Source organism: Bradyrhizobium centrosematis (genome assembly GCF_045571495.1).
Taxonomy (GTDB): Bacteria; Pseudomonadota; Alphaproteobacteria; order Rhizobiales; family Xanthobacteraceae; genus Bradyrhizobium; species Bradyrhizobium centrosematis.
This window is the reverse complement of sequence record NZ_CP120703.1, coordinates 3,312,144-3,328,283: the sequence shown is the minus strand read 5'-3', so window position 1 is coordinate 3,328,283 and position 16,140 is coordinate 3,312,144. Positions and strand designations below refer to the sequence as shown.

At 65.5% G+C, this 16,140-nt stretch carries 13 protein-coding genes; 7 read left to right on the top strand and 6 right to left on the bottom strand.

From position 1 onward, the window contains the following. Positions 1 to 194 precede the first annotated feature (194 nt). Positions 195 to 908: a DNA helicase gene (locus P6U31_RS16060; RefSeq protein ID WP_407189364.1), complete on the top strand. Its 714-nt coding sequence runs from the start codon at positions 195 to 197 to the stop codon at positions 906 to 908. A gap of 53 nt (positions 909 to 961) precedes the next feature. On the opposite strand, the gene P6U31_RS16055 is transcribed toward P6U31_RS16060, so the two are convergent. Next, positions 962 to 1,384 carry a 4-oxalocrotonate tautomerase family protein gene (locus P6U31_RS16055; RefSeq protein ID WP_407189363.1) on the bottom strand — a complete coding sequence of 141 codons (423 nt, stop codon included), beginning with the start codon at positions 1,382 to 1,384 and terminating at the stop codon, positions 962 to 964. 111 nt (positions 1,385 to 1,495) lie between these two features. On the opposite strand from P6U31_RS16055, the gene P6U31_RS16050 reads away from it, so the two are divergent. Next, positions 1,496 to 2,347: a LysR family transcriptional regulator gene (locus tag P6U31_RS16050; protein WP_407189362.1), complete on the top strand. Its 852-nt coding sequence runs from the start codon at positions 1,496 to 1,498 to the stop codon at positions 2,345 to 2,347. Positions 2,348 to 2,472: 125 nt separating this feature from the next. After that, entirely contained in the window at positions 2,473 to 3,993 is a 1,521-nt protein-coding gene (locus P6U31_RS16045; RefSeq protein WP_407189361.1) for an ATP-binding protein, read from the top strand. 295 nt (positions 3,994 to 4,288) lie between these two features. Here the strand turns inward: P6U31_RS16045 and P6U31_RS16040 are convergent, their stop codons facing one another. From P6U31_RS16040 to P6U31_RS16025, 4 genes are all read right to left on the bottom strand, one after another. After that, positions 4,289 to 4,588 (bottom strand): acylphosphatase, encoded by a 300-nt coding sequence (locus tag P6U31_RS16040; protein ID WP_211419265.1) that lies wholly within the window; start codon positions 4,586 to 4,588, stop codon positions 4,289 to 4,291. Next, positions 4,585 to 5,451, bottom strand: coding sequence for an oxaloacetate decarboxylase (locus P6U31_RS16035; protein WP_407189360.1), 867 nt, complete (start codon positions 5,449 to 5,451; stop codon positions 4,585 to 4,587). The genes P6U31_RS16040 and P6U31_RS16035 overlap by 4 nt, the downstream gene beginning before the upstream one ends. A 151-nt stretch (positions 5,452 to 5,602) precedes the next feature. Next, the gene (locus tag P6U31_RS16030) at positions 5,603 to 7,618 is read right to left on the bottom strand and encodes an acetyl-CoA carboxylase biotin carboxylase subunit (protein ID WP_407189359.1); all 2,016 of its coding nucleotides are present in this window, start codon (positions 7,616 to 7,618) and stop codon (positions 5,603 to 5,605) included. Between the two features lie 167 nt (positions 7,619 to 7,785). Further along, positions 7,786 to 8,877, bottom strand: coding sequence for a putative zinc-binding metallopeptidase (locus tag P6U31_RS16025; protein WP_407189358.1), 1,092 nt, complete (start codon positions 8,875 to 8,877; stop codon positions 7,786 to 7,788). Between the two features lie 220 nt (positions 8,878 to 9,097). Between P6U31_RS16025 and P6U31_RS16020 the strand changes: the two genes are divergently transcribed. The 4 genes from P6U31_RS16020 to P6U31_RS16005 all read left to right on the top strand — a co-directional run bounded on the left by P6U31_RS16020 (position 9,098) and on the right by P6U31_RS16005 (position 14,621). Continuing rightward, positions 9,098 to 11,575: a PAS domain S-box protein gene (locus P6U31_RS16020; protein ID WP_407189357.1), complete on the top strand. Its 2,478-nt coding sequence runs from the start codon at positions 9,098 to 9,100 to the stop codon at positions 11,573 to 11,575. A gap of 131 nt (positions 11,576 to 11,706) precedes the next feature. Further along, a complete protein-coding gene (locus tag P6U31_RS16015; RefSeq protein WP_407189356.1) occupies positions 11,707 to 12,981 on the top strand; it encodes an MFS transporter in 1,275 nt (424 codons plus the stop codon). A gap of 25 nt (positions 12,982 to 13,006) precedes the next feature. Further along, complete coding sequence (locus tag P6U31_RS16010; protein WP_407189355.1) at positions 13,007 to 14,257, top strand: arsenic transporter; 1,251 nt, start codon at positions 13,007 to 13,009, stop codon at positions 14,255 to 14,257. Between the two features lie 124 nt (positions 14,258 to 14,381). Beyond that, positions 14,382 to 14,621 carry a hypothetical protein gene (locus P6U31_RS16005; RefSeq protein ID WP_407189354.1) on the top strand — a complete coding sequence of 80 codons (240 nt, stop codon included), beginning with the start codon at positions 14,382 to 14,384 and terminating at the stop codon, positions 14,619 to 14,621. 67 nt (positions 14,622 to 14,688) lie between these two features. On the opposite strand, the gene P6U31_RS16000 is transcribed toward P6U31_RS16005, so the two are convergent. Then, positions 14,689 to 16,053, bottom strand: a complete 1,365-nt coding sequence (locus P6U31_RS16000) for an MFS transporter (protein ID WP_407189353.1) — start codon at positions 16,051 to 16,053, stop codon at positions 14,689 to 14,691. Positions 16,054 to 16,140: the final 87 nt, after the last annotated feature.

The window sequence follows — 16,140 nt, the reverse complement described above, 5'->3', positions numbered from 1 at the left end:
TCCTGGTGGAGACTTGCCGTCTGCGTTCTCGACCGACGCGGAATCGGCTATGTTCAATTCCGGTGCCGCCCACGCCTCCCCCCTCCGCCGGGAAAGCACACCTCATGTCGGGCGATGAGACCACCGGACCGACTGTTCGAGCGCCAGGCATAAGGAGGGATTGCGCTTCTGCTCGCAATGGGAGGTTTGGGACGATGAGACTCTCTGCGCCGATCTATCATCTGAAGCGACGGGCGAAGCGCCTGTCGCGCGAGAAAGGCATTCCGCTCCACGATGCGCTTGACCGCATCGCCACGACGGAAGGGTTTTCCGCCTGGAGCATGCTCGCGGCGAAAGCCGCCGCAACGTCACCGGCGAACAGACTGTTTCCGCAATTCAGGCCAGGCGACCTGATGCTGGTCGGGGCGCGTCCCGGCCAGGGCAAGACGCTGATGAGCCTCGAACTTGCCGTGGAGGCCATGAAGTCGGGCCATCGCGCCGCGTTCTTCTCGCTCGAATATACCGAGCGAGATGTGTTGGACCGCCTTCGGGTGATCGGCGTGGAGCCGGCGCAGTTCGACAAGCTGTTCGAGGTCGATTGCTCCGACGCGATCAGCGCCGACCACGTCATCAAGCAGATGGCCGCTTCTCCGCGCGGCACCGTCGTGGTGATCGACTATCTGCAACTGCTCGACCAGAGACGGGAAAATCCTGATCTCGCCGTGCAGGTGCGCGCACTGAAATCATTCGCGCGCGACAAGGGGCTGATCGTCGTCTTCATTTCGCAGATCGATCGATCCTATGATCCCTCGGTCAAGCCCTGTCCTGATCTCAGCGATGTCAGGTTGCCGAATCCGCTGGACCTGAAGCTGTTCGACAAGACGTGCTTCCTTGGCAATTCCGAGGTTCAGTTCCGCGCAGTGGGCTGACGAGTCTTCGCGAATCGGCCGCGGGCGACATCGCTCACCCGCGGCCTCTCGCATCACGCCGCCTGCAGCGAAACCTCGAGCTTGCCGGCAATGTAGCGCCGCTCCTGGGTGAGGCCGCCGAAACCGTAGGCGTCGCCCCTGACCTCGTCGACATGCAGGTAAGTCTCGGGATGCAGCGGGCCCAGGATCTCGGCCATGCGCTTGAACATGGCCGCGAGATAGGCCGCCTTCTCGTCCTTGGTATTGGTGCCCTCGGTGACGTGGATGTCGATCCAGTAGCTTGCAAGCTTCTGCTCGGCGAGCGATTTGCCGCCGGCAAACCAGTCGCCCGCATCCACCGACTTCACGATGATGGCGGTGACCTGGGGATCCTTATGCAGGATCTTTGCGGTGAGCTCGGACACGGCGTTCGCGATCTCGATCTTCAGGGCGGGTGATTGACGCGACGTGGTGTAGGACACGGTGATCAGGGGCATGGTGGCTCTCCTCAAGTTGAGGCGCGGGTGGCGCGGCGTTGGTGAGAAGCTAGACCTCCGCGCATCATTTTGATACCTTATCTCTGTTGATATCAATGATAACAACTTATAATGACACCGATCCTAGACATCGCCACCGTTCGAGCCTTCCTGCTGGTCGCCGACTTGCAGAGCTTCACGCGCGCCGCCGAAGCGCTCGGCACGACGCAGGCGGCCGTCAGCCTGAAGCTGCAGCGGCTGGAGACGTTGCTGGGAAAACGCCTCGTCGAGCGCTCGCCGCGCGCGGTCCGGCTCACCGCCGACGGCGCCGCGTTCCTCGATCGCGCCCGCGCGCTGATGACCGCGCACGACCGCGCACTCTCGGGCGAGACACCGGCCGCGCAGTCTCTCTCGCTCGGCATCTCCGATCACGCCGCCGGCCCCGAACTGGTGCCGCTGCTGGAACGCCTGCACGCGATGTCTGCGAATCTCACGCTCGCCGTCACCATCGGTTTCTCGCGCGAGATGCAGGATGCCTATGACGCGGGTGAGCTGGACGCCGTGATCGTGCGGCAGGAAGGCAGTCGCCGCGGCGGCGAGAGGCTGACTGAAGACGAGTTCGGCTGGTACGCCGCGCGACGCTTCGCCCTGCCCAAGGGTGAGCCGCTGCCGCTTGCGACGCTCGCCCCGCCCTGCGGCGTACGTGCCGTCGCCGTGCGCGCGCTCGACAAGGCCGGCATCGCCTGGCGTGAGCGCTTCGTCGGTGGCGGCGTCACCGCGGTAGTCGCCGCCGCGCTGGCCGGACTTGCGATCGCCCCGCTGGCCCGGCGGATCGCGCCTGCCGGCCTGGTCGACATCGGACCTGCGCACAAGCTGCCGAAACTCGGCAGCTCCAAAGTGATGCTGCATTCGAAGGTCAGCGACCCCGCCAAGCTGGCGGCGCTGCGTGCCGTGGCGGCGACGTTCCGCAGCGGGGCGGCCTGACCACCGTGTGGAGGCGTCAGCGGCCCTTGTCTGCATACCGGACGGGAATACCTGCCTAAAAATGCTCCACCTCGCGGAACCATTCCTCGCCTGCCGCGTTTGTCCCCGTCGAGGCGGGGTCCGGAATGGTCAGAAAGTTCAGTCAGCAGAGAGACTTGTTCGAGAGCGAACGCAGTTTCCGGCTGTTGGTTGAGGGAGTTGCGGACTACGCCCTCTACATGCTCGATCCCAACGGGATCATCACCAGCTGGAACATCGGCGGCGAGCGCATCAAGGGCTACTCCCCCGAGGAAATCCTCGGCCAGCATTTCTCCCGCTTCTACACCGAAACCGACCGCGCCAATGGCAAGCCGGCCCGTGCGCTGGGCATCGCGCGGGAAAAGGGCCGCTACGAGGAGGAAGGCTGGCGCGTCCGCAAGGACGGCACGTTCTTCTGGGCCAGCGTCGTGATCGATCCGATCTACGAGGGCGGCAAGCTGGTCGGATTCGCCAAGATCACGCGCGACATCACTGAACGCCGCAACACACAGATCAAGCTCGAGGCGATGCAGAAGCAGCTCGCCGAGTCCCAGAAGTTCGATGCGCTCGGGCAGCTCACCGGCGGGGTCGCCCACGATTTCAACAACCTGTTGATGATCATCAGCGGCAGCCTCCATATGCTGAAGCGAGGAGCGGACGACGCCGCCAAGGTTCAGCGCGCGATCTCGGCCATCGAGACCGCCACCAAGCGCGGCGCGGCGCTGACGAACCAGCTGCTCACCTTCGCGCGACGGCAGAGCGTCAATCCGCAGGCGATCGATTTCGCCGAGCGCATCGCGGCGATCCGCGAGGTGCTCGACGCCGGCGTCGGCAGTTCCGTGCGGCTGGCCTTCGACATCGGCCGGGACGTCTGGCCGATCAAGGCCGACGTCTCCGAGCTCGAGACCGCGCTGCTCAACCTCGTCATCAATGCCCGCGATGCGATGCCCGACGGCGGCACGGTGACGATCCGCGCACGCAATGCCGTGCTGGACGAGGCGCCGCTTGCCGGCGATTTCGTGGCCATCGACGTGACCGACACCGGGCTCGGCATCCCCTCCGACGTCCTCGACAAGATCTTCGAGCCATTCTTCACGACCAAGCCGATCGGAAAAGGCACCGGGCTCGGCCTGTCTCAGGTGCACGGCTTCGCGCACCAGGCCGGCGGCACGGTGAGGGTCGCAAGCGAGCTCGGCAAGGGCACGACGTTCACCGTCCTCCTGCCGCGCGGAGAAGACGCGCCGTTGCAAGACACGGCCGGAGAGCCGGCTTTCCAGGGCAGCGGCACGGTGCTGCTGGTGGAGGACAATCCGGACGTCGCCGTCGTCAGTATCGGCTTGCTGGAGCAACTCGGCTACCACGTACGCCGGGTCGCCGACGCCGAAGCCGCTCTGCGCGAGATCGAAACCAACGGCGTCGACTTCGTGTTCTCGGACATCGTCATGCCCGGCAAGATGGACGGCCTGACCCTCGCCCATCATCTCCGCCAGATTCGGCCCGGTTTGCCGATCCTGCTCGCCACCGGCTACAGCGACGTCGCCGCCCACGTGCGCGGCGACTTCCCCATCCTGCGCAAGCCGTATGAGATCCACGAGCTGAGCGAAGCGATCGCGAAATTGCCGCGGTGACTTTCTCTTAGCCTCTCCCTGCAAGCGGCAGGGCTATCGCATATCGAGTGAACGATGCGGCGGCGTCGGCGCTGGGCTCCCTCTCCCGCTTGCGGGGGAGGGCTGGGGTGGGGGTCTCTCCGCGTCGGGATTGTTAGGGATTGAGGAGGATGTCCCTGCGTGGCGAGAGCCCTCACTCGCCGCGCTCTGCGCGCGTCGGCCTCTCCCGCAAGCGGGAGAGGCGGAGCAAGCCCGCAGACAGTCCTCGTGAAGTCCATATACGATAGCCCGCTGCAAGCGGGACGAGGGAGCAGACCTACACCGTCGGCAACACCGAAAACGCTTCGCCTGCCCTGCGCAAATTCAGCTCATCCGCACCGGCGGTCTCGCTCGTCACACTGTCGACGCGCGAGGATGGCGGGCCATGGCGGCACAGTGCGACCATGTCGGCGACGTGCTTCGGTGGGCCCGCGAACAGCGCTTCCACGCTGCCGTCGCGGCGGTTGCGGACCCAGCCTTCGAGCCCGCTCGCCGTCGCCTGGTACTCGACCCAGGCACGATAGCCGACGCCTTGCACGCGCCCGCGGATCATGACCTGGAGAATCGCCCGGCTCATTGCTTCAATCCGAGGACGTCGGCGCTGCGCGCCTTGACATCGGCCTCGCGCATGACGCGGGCCATCAGCTCGGACGACGCGAGCCCTTTGAGGTTCTTCGGCGACGCGCCTTCGCGGAGCGCCTTCAGCGTCTCGTACACGGCCTGCGTCGCGGCGGCGATCGGCGCATGGCCCTGCAGCGCGATCCGGACGCGTTGACTTGCGAGGTAATCGGGTGCGTTCAGCTCCTCCGGCGCCCCGCCAAGCACGATCGGCAGGCGCGTCGCGGCGACGATCGCCTCGAGCTCGGCGCGCGACTTGATGCCGGTGAAGAACAGTGCATCGACGCCCGTCGCCTCATAGGCCTTGGCACGCCTGATCGCATCTTCGACCGAGGTGATCGAGGCCGCTCCGGTGCGGCCCATGATGACCAGCGAGGCGTCGCTGCGGCCACCGAGTGCCGCCTTCATCTTGCCGACGCCTTCCTCGAGCGAGATCAGCTGCGTCTTCGCTTCACCGAAGGCGCCCGGCAGCAGTGTGTCCTCGATGGTGAGGCCGGCGGCACCAGCCGTTTCCAGCTCCTGCACGGTGCGGCGCACGTTCAGCGCATTGCCGTAGCCATGATCGGCATCGACCAGCACGGGGAGCGCGGAGGCGCGCGACATTCGCCGCATCTGCTCGCAAAGTTCGGTGAGCGTGATCAGCGCGATATCGGGATCGCCCAGCACTGCGAGCGAGGCGACCGATCCGCCGAACATGCCGAGCGGAAAGCCGAGGTCTTCGGCGATGCGGATCGAGATAGCGTCATAGACCGAGCCGGGATGGACGCAAGCCCCGCCCGACAGGACGGCGCGCAGCTTCTCGCGGCGGGAACGAAAGGCCATGGGTGCCTCATTCTCAATTCCTCATCCTGAGGAGCGCGCTCTTGCGCGCGTCTCGAAGGATGCTGGCCCGGCTGGTGGCCTCCGCCCTTCGAGACGCGCGCCAATAGGCGCGCTCCTCAGGGTGAGGGTCTACTGTCGTACTCCGGAGCGCTTACGCAAACTCCAATATCAGTGCGTCCACCGCAAGCGTCGCGCCGGCGCTGGCATGAATCTTCTTCACGGTGCCGTCCTGCTCGGCGCGCAGCACGTTCTGCATCTTCATGGCTTCGACCACCGCCAGCGTCTCGCCGGCCTTGACCTCCTGCCCCTCGGTCACCGCGATCGAGACGACGAGGCCCGGCATCGGGCAGAGCAGCTTCTTGCCGGTGTCGGAGGCCGCCGTCACCGGCATCAATCGCGCAGACGTGGCTTCCGTCTCGGTCCAGACATAGACCGGCACCTCGACGCCCTGATGCGCGAGGCGAATGCCGTTGGCGATCGGGCGCGCCTGCACCGCGATGAAATGGCCGTCGATGGTACCCTGCCAGACCGGATCGCCCGGCTTCCACGGCGACCGCAATAGATGCGCGTTGCCGGCCTTGCCTTCGGCGTCGACGAAGCGGATCGCGATCGCCTCGCCCTCGCGTGCGACCTCGAGCGGAATCTCCTGGCGATCGAGCCAGACCGCGCGGCGCCGCTCGCGCTGCACGACGCGGCCGCCCATCTGGCCGGAGATCTGCCGCTTGCGCTCCCCGAGCACGTGATCGATGGCGGCGCCGACTGCGGCGATCCGCCGGGCAACCTCGCCTTCAGGCACGCGCACCGCGAAGCCCTTCGGGAATTCCTCGGCGATGAAGCCGGTCGACAGATTGCCCTCGCGCCAGCGCGGATGATGCATCAAGGCCGACAGGAACGGGATGTTATGCCTGATGCCGTCGACATAGAACGAATCCAGCGCTGTCGCCTGCGCCTCGATCGCCGCTGCGCGCGACGGCGCATGCGTGACGAGCTTGGCAATCATGGGATCGTAATGGATCGAGATCTCGCCGCCCTCCTGCACGCCGGTGTCGTTGCGGATGGTGATGCCGTCCTTGCTGGCTTCCGCCGGTGGGCGGTATTTCACGAGCCGCCCGATCGAGGGCAGGAAGTTGCGGAACGGGTCTTCGGCATAGAGGCGCGATTCCACCGCCCAGCCGGTCAGCGTGACGTCCTTTTGCGCGATCGCGAGCTTCTCGCCGGCGGCAACGCGGATCATCTGCTCGACGAGATCGACGCCGGTGACGAGCTCGGTGACGGGATGCTCGACCTGGAGGCGCGTGTTCATCTCCAGGAAGTAGAAGCTCTTGTCCTGGCCGGCGACGAACTCGACGGTGCCGGCAGAGTCGTAATTCACGGCCTTGGCCAGCGCCACGGCCTGCTCGCCCATCTTGCGGCGCGTGGCCTCGTCGAGCAGCGGCGACGGCGCCTCCTCGATGACCTTCTGGTTGCGGCGCTGGATCGAGCATTCGCGCTCGCCGAGATAGATCACGTTGCCGTGCTTGTCGCCCAGCACCTGGATCTCGATGTGGCGGGGATCGACGATGAACTTCTCGACGAAGACGCGGTCGTCGCCGAACGAGGCCTTGGCCTCGGCCTTGGCGAGGTTGAAGCCTTCGGCGACCTCGGCCTTGGAATGCGCGATGCGCATGCCCTTGCCGCCACCGCCCGCGGAGGCCTTGATCATCACGGGGTAGCCGATCTCATCGGCGATGCGGACCGCGTGCTTGTCGTCCTCGATAACACCGAGATAGCCCGGCACGGTCGAGACCTTGGCCTTGGCAGCCGCCTTCTTGGATTCGATCTTGTCGCCCATCGCCGCGATCGCGCCGGGGTTCGGGCCGATGAAGACGATGCCGGCGGCCTCCAGCGCGCGCGGAAACGTCTCGCGTTCGGACAGGAAGCCGTAGCCGGGATGCACGGCCTGCGCGCCCGTCTTGCGGCAGGCCTCCACGATCTTCTCGATCACCAGATAGCTCTCGGCCGCCGCCGGCGGGCCGATCAGCACGGCCTCGTCGGCCATCTCGACATGGAGGGCGTCGCGATCGGCCTCGGAATAGACTGCAACCGTCTGAATTCCCATCTTGCGGGCGGTCTTGATGACCCGGCAGGCGATTTCGCCGCGATTGGCGATCAGAATGCGTTTGAACATGCTTTTCTTGAGTCTCGACCTTGGGCGGGACCCTTCCCCGGCCGTTGGGGCCTATCGGGACGGGCCGTGTAGCTCCCGTGGTACATCAAAATGGGCCGGAGGCAACGGTCTAAATCCGGCCCGCTTTTAGCGTACCAGCGCAAGACCGAAACGGGCGCGACAAGCCCCTAGGGACGCCCGGCGGCGTCCTGCGGCTTCCCAGGCCTGGCCACGTCCCGGACCAGGCCGTGAATGAAGTCCAGCTTCCCCACCACGGCCGGCGACAGGATGAAGGGATAGAGGTCGCGCAGGCCCATGGCACGGTTGACGCTGTTCATGGCGAAGGTGAAGGGCAGCCATGCGTCGATGAGCGCCTGGACGTCCCTGGCCTCGTAGGGGTTGAAACGAATGCGCGCCGTCAACTCCCCGTCGCGGTCGACCTTGGGGCGCACCTCCATGCCGAACTCGGCGGCCATCTCCAGGGTGTCGACGATGTGGAGATAATGCGCCCAGGTCTCGGCGAAGTCCTCCCAGGGATGCGTGGTGGCATAGGCGGAGACATAGTTCTGCTGCCAATCCGGCGGCGGCCCTTCGGCGTAGTGACGCTGCAAGGCCTGGCCGTAATCGGCGGAATCATCGCCGAATACCGCGCGGCATTGATCGAGCTTGCCGCCGTCGCGCACCAGCACATCCCAGAAATAGTGCCCGACCTCGTGACGGAAATGCCCGAGCAGCGTCCGATAGGGCTCGCCCATCTCGAGCCGGCGGCGCTCGCGCTCGATGTCGTCAGCCTCGGTGAGCGCGATCGTGATCAGACCGTTGTCGTGGCCGGTCAGGACCTTCTCGCCGCTGTGCGGATCATCGGCGAGAAAATTGAAGATCAGACCATGCTCGGGATCGTCTTGCCGGGTCCGGAGCGGCAGTTTCCAGCGGATCAGGGAATAGAACAGACGGTGTTTCGCCACCTCCAGCTCGCGCCAGCCGGCGAGCTGCGCCGGGTCAGAGAGGTTCGGCACCGTCCCATTGTGGCGGCAGGCGCGGCAATAGCCGGTGGTATCGCCCGCGTCGATCAGCCAGTTGCAAGCATCGTACGCGGCATTCCGGCACAGCATCCGGCGTTCGCCCTTGTCGGCGAGCACCCTCCAGGCCTCCCCGTCGGCCTCGATCGCCGACATCGTCTCCTTCTCCGGCAGAAAGGCGACCCGATGGCCGCAGCGTTCGCAGGCATGGTTCTCGAAATAAAGGACGTTGCCGCAGGCCTGGCAGACAAAGAGCTTCAAGATTTAGCCTCTTCGGAAGGGGAGCTTCATGGAAGCCGGTGATTGCGCCTCGCGAAGACGCCTTCACCGGCGGATCGTTCCAGTCTCTGGAACAAATTGCCAGGCCGGGCGTTGGCAACGCGTCCTTTTTCCCGTCTGCGCGCGCCCGCATTTTCCCGACACGCGCTTCCCTCTAGGCAATGGCCATCACGCTCCGTCTGTGTGAATATCGATCCGGCACGTGCGCTCCCGCATGACAACGGCCGACGCCTTGAACGATCCCTTGCCAGAGACCATCGCCGCCGAAAGGCTGCGCCAGCACCTCGAAGACGTCGCGCGTGAGCGCGATAACGCCTACCGCGCGCTCCAGGAGCGCGAGGCCGAGCTGGCGCGCATCCAGCGCATCGGCAAGGTCGGCGGCGTCGAGGTCGATTTCCGCGAAGGCTTCAAGAACCGTCGTTCGCCCGAATATTTGATGATCCACGGCCTGCCGCCGGAGGCGGCAGAGGAGTCGCACGAAGATTGGGTCAATCGCATCCATCCCGACGACCGCGATGCCACCGTCAAGCACTTCTTCGAAGCTCTCGCCGGCACGAGCGAAGACTACAGCGCCGAATACCGCATCATCCGCCCCAATGACGGCGAGACCCGCTGGATCCGGGTCGTCGCCAAGATCGAGCGCGACAGGGATGGCCGCGCCATCCGCCTCGTCGGCGCCCATATCGACATCACTGATCAGGCGCTCGCGCGCGAGACGCTGCGCGAGAGCGAGGAGCGCTTTCGGCTGATCGCCGACAGCGCGCCGGTGCCGATCTGGGTGACCAAGCTCGATCGCAAGCGTTCCTTCGCCAATCAGGCCTATGTCGACTTCCTCGGCCTGCCCTACGATGAGGCCATCGACTTCGATTGGCGCAAGGTGCTGCATCCCGACGACCTGCCGCACGTGCTCCAGCAATCCGTCCAGGGCGAGGCGTCACTCAAGCCCTTCGTCCTCGAAGCGCGTTACAAGAACGCCAGCGGCGAATGGCGCTGGCTGCGCTCGGAATCGCAGCCGCGCTGGGATCCGACCGGCAAGCATATCGGCTTCATCGGCGTCGCCCATGACATCACCGTGGCCAAGCAGGCCGAGATCGAGCTCAGGCGGCTCAACGAGACGCTGGAGGAGCGCATCGCTGAGCGCACCGCCGAGCTCGAGTCCAACGAGGCCCGGCTGCGCGCGATCCTCGAAACCAGCAACCAGTATCAGGGCCTCGTCAATCTCAAAGGCGAGCTGCTCTACGCCAACAAGACGGCGCTGGACGGCATCAAGGCAGTCTCCTCGGATGTGATCGGAACGCCCCTGTGGGAGACGCCCTGGTTCAGCGCCACCGAGGGCATGGGCGCGCTGGTGCGCGAGGCCTTCGACACCGTGCTCAACGGCGAGGCCGTACGCCTGGAGATGCGCCTGCGCCTTCCCATCGGCGAGCGCGATTTCGACTTCAGCATGCGCCCCGTGCTTGACCGCCACGGCAACATCACCGGCGCCGTGCCCGAGGCCGTCGACATCACCGAGCGACGCCGCGGCGAGGAAGCATTGCGGCAGTCGCAGAAGATGGAGGCGATCGGCCAGCTCACCGGCGGCGTCGCACACGACTTCAACAATCTCCTCACCATCATCCGCTCGGCCACCGATTTCCTGCGCCGCCGCGAGCTGCCCGAGGAGCGCCGCCGCCGTTATGTCGATGCCATCTCCGAGACGGTCGAGCGCGCCTCCAAGCTGACCGCCCAGCTTCTGGCGTTCGCGCGCCGCCAGCCGCTGAAACCCCAGATCTTCAACGTCGGCAGCCAGGTCGAGGCCGTCGCGCAACTGGTACGGCCGCTGGTCGGTGCCCGGATCGAAATCGCGGTGCAGATTCACGATTCCGACTGCTTCACCGTTGCCGACATCGCCCAGTTCGAGACCGCGCTGATCAACCTCGCCATCAACGCCCGTGACGCCATGGACGGTGAAGGCCGCCTCGTCATCGCCGTGCGCAAGGTCTCTGGCATCCCGAGCCTGCGCGCGCAGTCGGCGCGCGGCGGCGATTACGTCGCCATCTCCGTCACCGACACCGGCAGCGGAATCGCGCCGGAACATCTCGACTCGATCTTCGAGCCGTTCTTCACCACCAAGGAGGTTGGCAAGGGCACGGGCCTCGGCCTCAGCCAAGCCTTTGGTTTCGCAAAGCAGTCCGAGGGTGACGTCGCGGTGACGAGCAGCCCGGGCAAGGGCGCGACCTTCACCATCTACCTGCCGCAGGCGCAAAGCCCGGCGACGGACAAGGAAGTCGCGGCGCTGACCCACGAGACGGCGACCACCGGCCGCGGCTACCGCGTGCTCGTGGTCGAGGACGACGACGAAGTCGGCCGCTTCTCCACCGAGCTGCTGGAAGATCTCGGCTATGTCGTTCGCCGCGTCGCCAACGCCAACGCGGCGCTGGCAATCCTCGGCGAGAACGAATTTGCCGTCGACCTCGTGTTTTCCGACGTCATCATGCCCGGCATGAACGGCGTCGAGCTTGCCGGCATCATCCGCGAGCGCTATCCGGGCTTGCCCGTGGTGCTCACCTCTGGCTACAGCAATGTGCTCGCGGAAAATGCCCATCGCGGCTTCGAACTGATCCAGAAGCCGTATTCGGTCGAATCGCTGTCGCGGATCCTGCGCAAGGCGATCACGGAGAAGCTATCGGTGGCAAGGTGAAGATGACGGCGCCGAGGGTCGCCGCGCCATTGCCGCCGATCCAACCCGCGGATGTGAAGTTGAAGGCGGGAACAATGATGCCGTGATGTCGGTTCTTGCCGCGGCGCTTCCCAGCCTCGATCGAGACACCGATGCCCAGCGAAAATCCCGATCAGGCAAGGCAGGCCGGCCGCGCGCTGGATGCGGCCAATTTCTTCCTCGCGGATGTCCGCGACGGCCTCGGTCCCTATCTCGCCGTCTATCTTCTCACCGAACAGCACTGGGACGAGGCGCGCATCGGCCTGGTGATGTCGATCGCGACCATCGCCGGCATCGTGGCACAGACGCCCGCCGGTGCGCTGGTCGACGCGACGCGGGCAAAGCGTCTGGTGATGGTCATCGCCGCGGTCATGGTGACGCTGGCCTCGCTGTCGCTGCCATTGTTTCCGCGCTTCCTGCCGGTCGCGATCTCACAAGGCATCGCGCAGGCTGCCGCCGTGATCTTTCCACCCGCGATCGCCGCCGTCTCCCTCGGCATCTTCGGCCATGCCGCCTTCACCCGACGGATCGGCCGCAACGAGACCTTCAACCACGCCGGCAATGCCGTCGCGGCCGCACTGGCGGGCGTCTCCGCCTATTGGTTCGGCCCGACCGTCGTCTTCTATCTTCTGGGCGCAATGGCGATCGCGAGCCTCCTCAGTATCCTCGCGATCCCCGCTCGCGCCATCGATCACGACCTGGCCCGCGGCCTGCACGATGCGGACACGGCTGCGCAGCGGGACACGCCGTCAGGCCTCGCCGTGCTCCTGACCTGCCGCCCCCTGCTCGTCTTTGCGGCCTGTGTCCTGCTCTTCCACCTCTCCAATGCGGCGATGCTGCCGCTGGTTGGGCAGAAGCTGGCGCTGCAGGACAATGACATGGGCACCAGCCTGATGTCGGCCTGCATCGTCGCCGCGCAATTGGTGATGGTGCCGTTTGCCATGCTGGTCGGAGCCAGGGCCGACCGCTGGGGCCACAAGCGATTCTTCCTCGCCGCGCTGTTGATCCTCCCGGTCCGCGGTGCACTCTACACGCTCTCGGACAATCCGTTCTGGCTGGTCGGCGTGCAGTTGCTCGACGGCGTCGGGGCCGGCATCTTCGGTGCGATCTTCCCCGTGATCGTCGCCGATCTCATGCGCAACACCGGCCGCTTCAACGTCGCGCAAGGCGCGGTCATCACCGCCCAGAGCATTGGCGCGGCACTGTCGACGACGCTGGCCGGTTTCGTCGTGGTCGGCGCGGGCTACAGCGCGGCCTTCATCACCCTCGGTATCGTCGCCGCAATCGGTGCCGTCATCTGCTTTCTCGCCCTGCCCGAGACACGACATGGCGCCTCGCGCCCACAGGGGGAGACAGCAGCGCCGGCATCCGCTATCGCTGCCGAATGAACGCATTTCATCTCGAGGACTGACCGTGCCGTCTGACGCCATTTGGGCCTGGAGCATCATCGCCGTCGCGACCGCAGGCGTCATCGTCCGGCCGTTTCGCCTGCCTGAAGCGATCTGGGCCGTGATCGGCGCGAGCGCCCTGGTGCTATCAGGCTTGCTGCCGTGGCGGGACGCTCTCGCCGGCATCGAAAAGGGCCTCGACGTCTACCTCTTCCTGATCGGCATGATGCTGATCGCCGAGCTCGCGCGGCTCGAGGGCCTGTTCGACTATCTCGCCGCGCTGGCGGTGGAATACGCAGCCGGCTCGCCGCAGCGGCTGTTCCTGCTGATCTATCTCGTCGGCACGCTCGTGACGGTGCTTCTCTCGAACGATGCCACCGCGATCGTGCTGACGCCGGCCGTCTATGCCGCGACGCGCGCGGCTGGCGCAAAACCGCTGCCCTATCTCTTCGTCTGCGCCTTCATCGCCAATGCCGCGAGCTTCGTGCTGCCGATCTCCAATCCCGCCAATCTCGTCGTGTTCGGCGCGCGCATGCCGCAGCTGACGGAATGGTTGCGCCTGTTCGCCCTGCCATCGCTGGCCTCGATCCTGCTGACCTACATCGTGCTGCGCCTGACCCAGCACCGCGCGCTGAAGGAGGAGACGATTGCGCGCGCCGTGCCGCATCCCAAGCTCGGCCGCGGCGGCAAGCTGACGGCTATCGGCATCGTCGCGATCGGCATCGTGCTGGTCACGGCGTCGGCGCTGGACAGGCCGCTGGGCCTGCCGACCTTCATCTGCGGCGGCGTTACGGCCGCAATCGTGCTGCTGCTCAGCCGGCAGTCGCCCGTGCCCGTGCTACGGGGCGTGTCCTGGAGCGTGCTGCCGCTGGTCGGCGGACTCTTCGTCATGGTGGAGGCGCTCATCAAGACCGGCTTGATCGCGCAGCTCAGCGCGCTGCTGCACCAGGCGGTCGCGCAATCGGTGCCGCAGGCGGCCTGGAGCGTCGGCATCGCCACCGCGCTCGCCGACAACATCGCCAACAACCTTCCGGTGGGCCTCGTCGCCGGATCGGTCGCCGCCAGCGATCATTTGCCGGCGCCGGTCGTCAGCGCCATCCTGATCGGCGTCGATCTCGGCCCTAATCTGTCGGTGACCGGATCGCTCGCGACCATCCTCTGGCTGGTCGCGCTCCGCCGCGAAAAGATCGAGGTCGGCGCCTGGCCGTTCCTCAAGCTCGGCCTGCTGGTGACGCCGCCCGCCCTGATCGCGGCGCTGGCTGCGGCAATCAGGTAAGAGAAGCCGGACGCAGCTTCGAAATGGGTGCAAGCTCTTTGCGGTGCGTCAATGCCGGAGGCGACACTGCGGCTGATACTCCATTGCCGCGCAAATCAGATCGGTATCGCGCGGCAAGGAGCCCATGATGCGAATCCAATCGAAAGCATTGCCGCGGAGCTTCTCCCTGCGTCGCGCGATCCGGAGCCTCACCGCAGCGAGCGAGAGCGGGGTCGAGACGGCCCATCCCCTTCTGGTCGTCACCGCGGTGGCGTTGTTCACCCTGTTCGTCATCGTGGAGATCGATCTCCACACCGCCCAGCTTCAGGCGCTCGGCCTGCTCGGCCATGGGACGGGACTCGATCCGGTTTTCTTCAGCCCTTAGTCGCCGGCGCGCAGCATTTCGAACTATCTCCCGATCGCGGCCATGGCCGCGACCGGGAAGCGTTTCGTCAGTCGTTCTCGTAGCCGTAGACTTCCGGCAGGATGAAGATTGCGGCGAGCAATCCGATCAGCGGGAAGATCGCGACCATCAGCGTGGCATTGGCCTGCCCGATCGCGGCGAACACGGTTGGAAACAGGAAGATCGCCAGGAACGACGGCAGCTTCACAAACATGTAGGCGAAGCCGCTGGCGGTACCGCGATATTTGGGCTTGGCGACCATAGTCGGGATCGTCATGCAGTTCGACGCATCCCAGTAATGGCCCCACAACATCGCGGCGGCCGCGAACGGCAGCAGGATCTTGTTGTCGGTGTAGAGCGCGAAGGCCGCGACCAGCAGCGCGGCCAGCACGATCGAGAAGCCCGCGATCGAGATGCCGCGGTGGCCGATCTTGGGCGTCAGCAGCGGACCGACCCACCCCGACAGTGCGGCGAAGGAGAACAGCACCATCGTCACCAGATTGATGCCGAGCACGCTCGACACGCCGACCATGACGAAGAGTACCGGCAGATAGAACGCGAAGGTCGAGAACTCGCTGGCTTGCACGAAGCAGGCGATCCAGCCGTAGATCGTCGCACGCCAGCGGATCGGATCCTTCTTGAGATCGGCGAGAAAAGCGCGGGTCGAGACCTTCGGAATCTCCACGTCGTGGTCCGGCAGCATATCGAGATTGTCGTTGAACATCTCGCGCGCGACCTGCTTGGCCTCCCGGTAGCGGCCCTTCTGCACCAGCCATACCGCCGTCTCCGGCACGTCGTGCCGCATGATCAGGATGATCAGCGCCGGCACCGCGCCGAGTCCGAGCGTCACGCGCCACAGCATCTCGTGATTCATGTCGATCAGGAGGAAGATCACGATGACGCCGATGGTGAGGACCTCGCCGACCGCGAACATGAATTGCCAGCGGTTGCCCATGACCTCGCGCTCGCCCTTGGCCATGGATTCCATGATGTAGGTGTAGCCGGTCGAAATGTCCGAGCCGAGCGGAATGCCGAGCAGGAAGCGGATCACGATGAGCCAGGTGATATCAGGCACGAAGGCCTGCGCCAGCGCCAGCACGATGAACAGCACCATCGTGGCCAGGAACATCACGCGGCGGCCGATCTTGTCAGACAGCCAGCCGCCGAGCAGTGCACCGATCAAGGCGCCGCCCTGCGTTCCCGCCGCGGCGAGGCCCAGCATTAGAGCCGAGGGATTGTACTGTTCCTTGATGAAGATCAGCACGAAGGCGATCGAATAGAGATCCCAGGCTTCGACCAGGATCGAGGCCATCATCAGCCAGCCGACCTTGTTGCCCTTGGGGCTATAGTTCGTGATGAGGTAGCGGACCGCGGCTTCGCTCGCGGTCGGTTGTGGCATCGCCATCGTTGACATTCTTCTTCCTTTCTCAGAACTTTCTAAAGAGCGATGAGATCGAGATCTCATCGCTCTTTAGCTTGTTGTCTTGCTCATGATCTCTTC

What these genes read in the sequence shown, in the direction of transcription:
- P6U31_RS16060 (WP_407189364.1), top strand. Translation starts at nt 195, where the DNA reads ATGAGACTCTCTGCGCCGATCTATCATCTGAAGCGACGGGCGAAGCGC.
- P6U31_RS16055 (WP_407189363.1), bottom strand. Translation starts at nt 1,384, where the DNA reads ATGCCCCTGATCACCGTGTCCTACACCACGTCGCGTCAATCACCCGCC.
- P6U31_RS16050 (WP_407189362.1), top strand. Translation starts at nt 1,496, where the DNA reads ATGACACCGATCCTAGACATCGCCACCGTTCGAGCCTTCCTGCTGGTC.
- P6U31_RS16045 (WP_407189361.1), top strand. Translation starts at nt 2,473, where the DNA reads ATGGTCAGAAAGTTCAGTCAGCAGAGAGACTTGTTCGAGAGCGAACGC.
- P6U31_RS16040 (WP_211419265.1), bottom strand. Translation starts at nt 4,588, where the DNA reads ATGAGCCGGGCGATTCTCCAGGTCATGATCCGCGGGCGCGTGCAAGGC.
- P6U31_RS16035 (WP_407189360.1), bottom strand. Translation starts at nt 5,451, where the DNA reads ATGGCCTTTCGTTCCCGCCGCGAGAAGCTGCGCGCCGTCCTGTCGGGC.
- P6U31_RS16030 (WP_407189359.1), bottom strand. Translation starts at nt 7,618, where the DNA reads ATGTTCAAACGCATTCTGATCGCCAATCGCGGCGAAATCGCCTGCCGG.
- P6U31_RS16015 (WP_407189356.1), top strand. Translation starts at nt 11,707, where the DNA reads ATGCCCAGCGAAAATCCCGATCAGGCAAGGCAGGCCGGCCGCGCGCTG.
- P6U31_RS16005 (WP_407189354.1), top strand. Translation starts at nt 14,382, where the DNA reads ATGATGCGAATCCAATCGAAAGCATTGCCGCGGAGCTTCTCCCTGCGT.
- P6U31_RS16000 (WP_407189353.1), bottom strand. Translation starts at nt 16,053, where the DNA reads ATGTCAACGATGGCGATGCCACAACCGACCGCGAGCGAAGCCGCGGTC.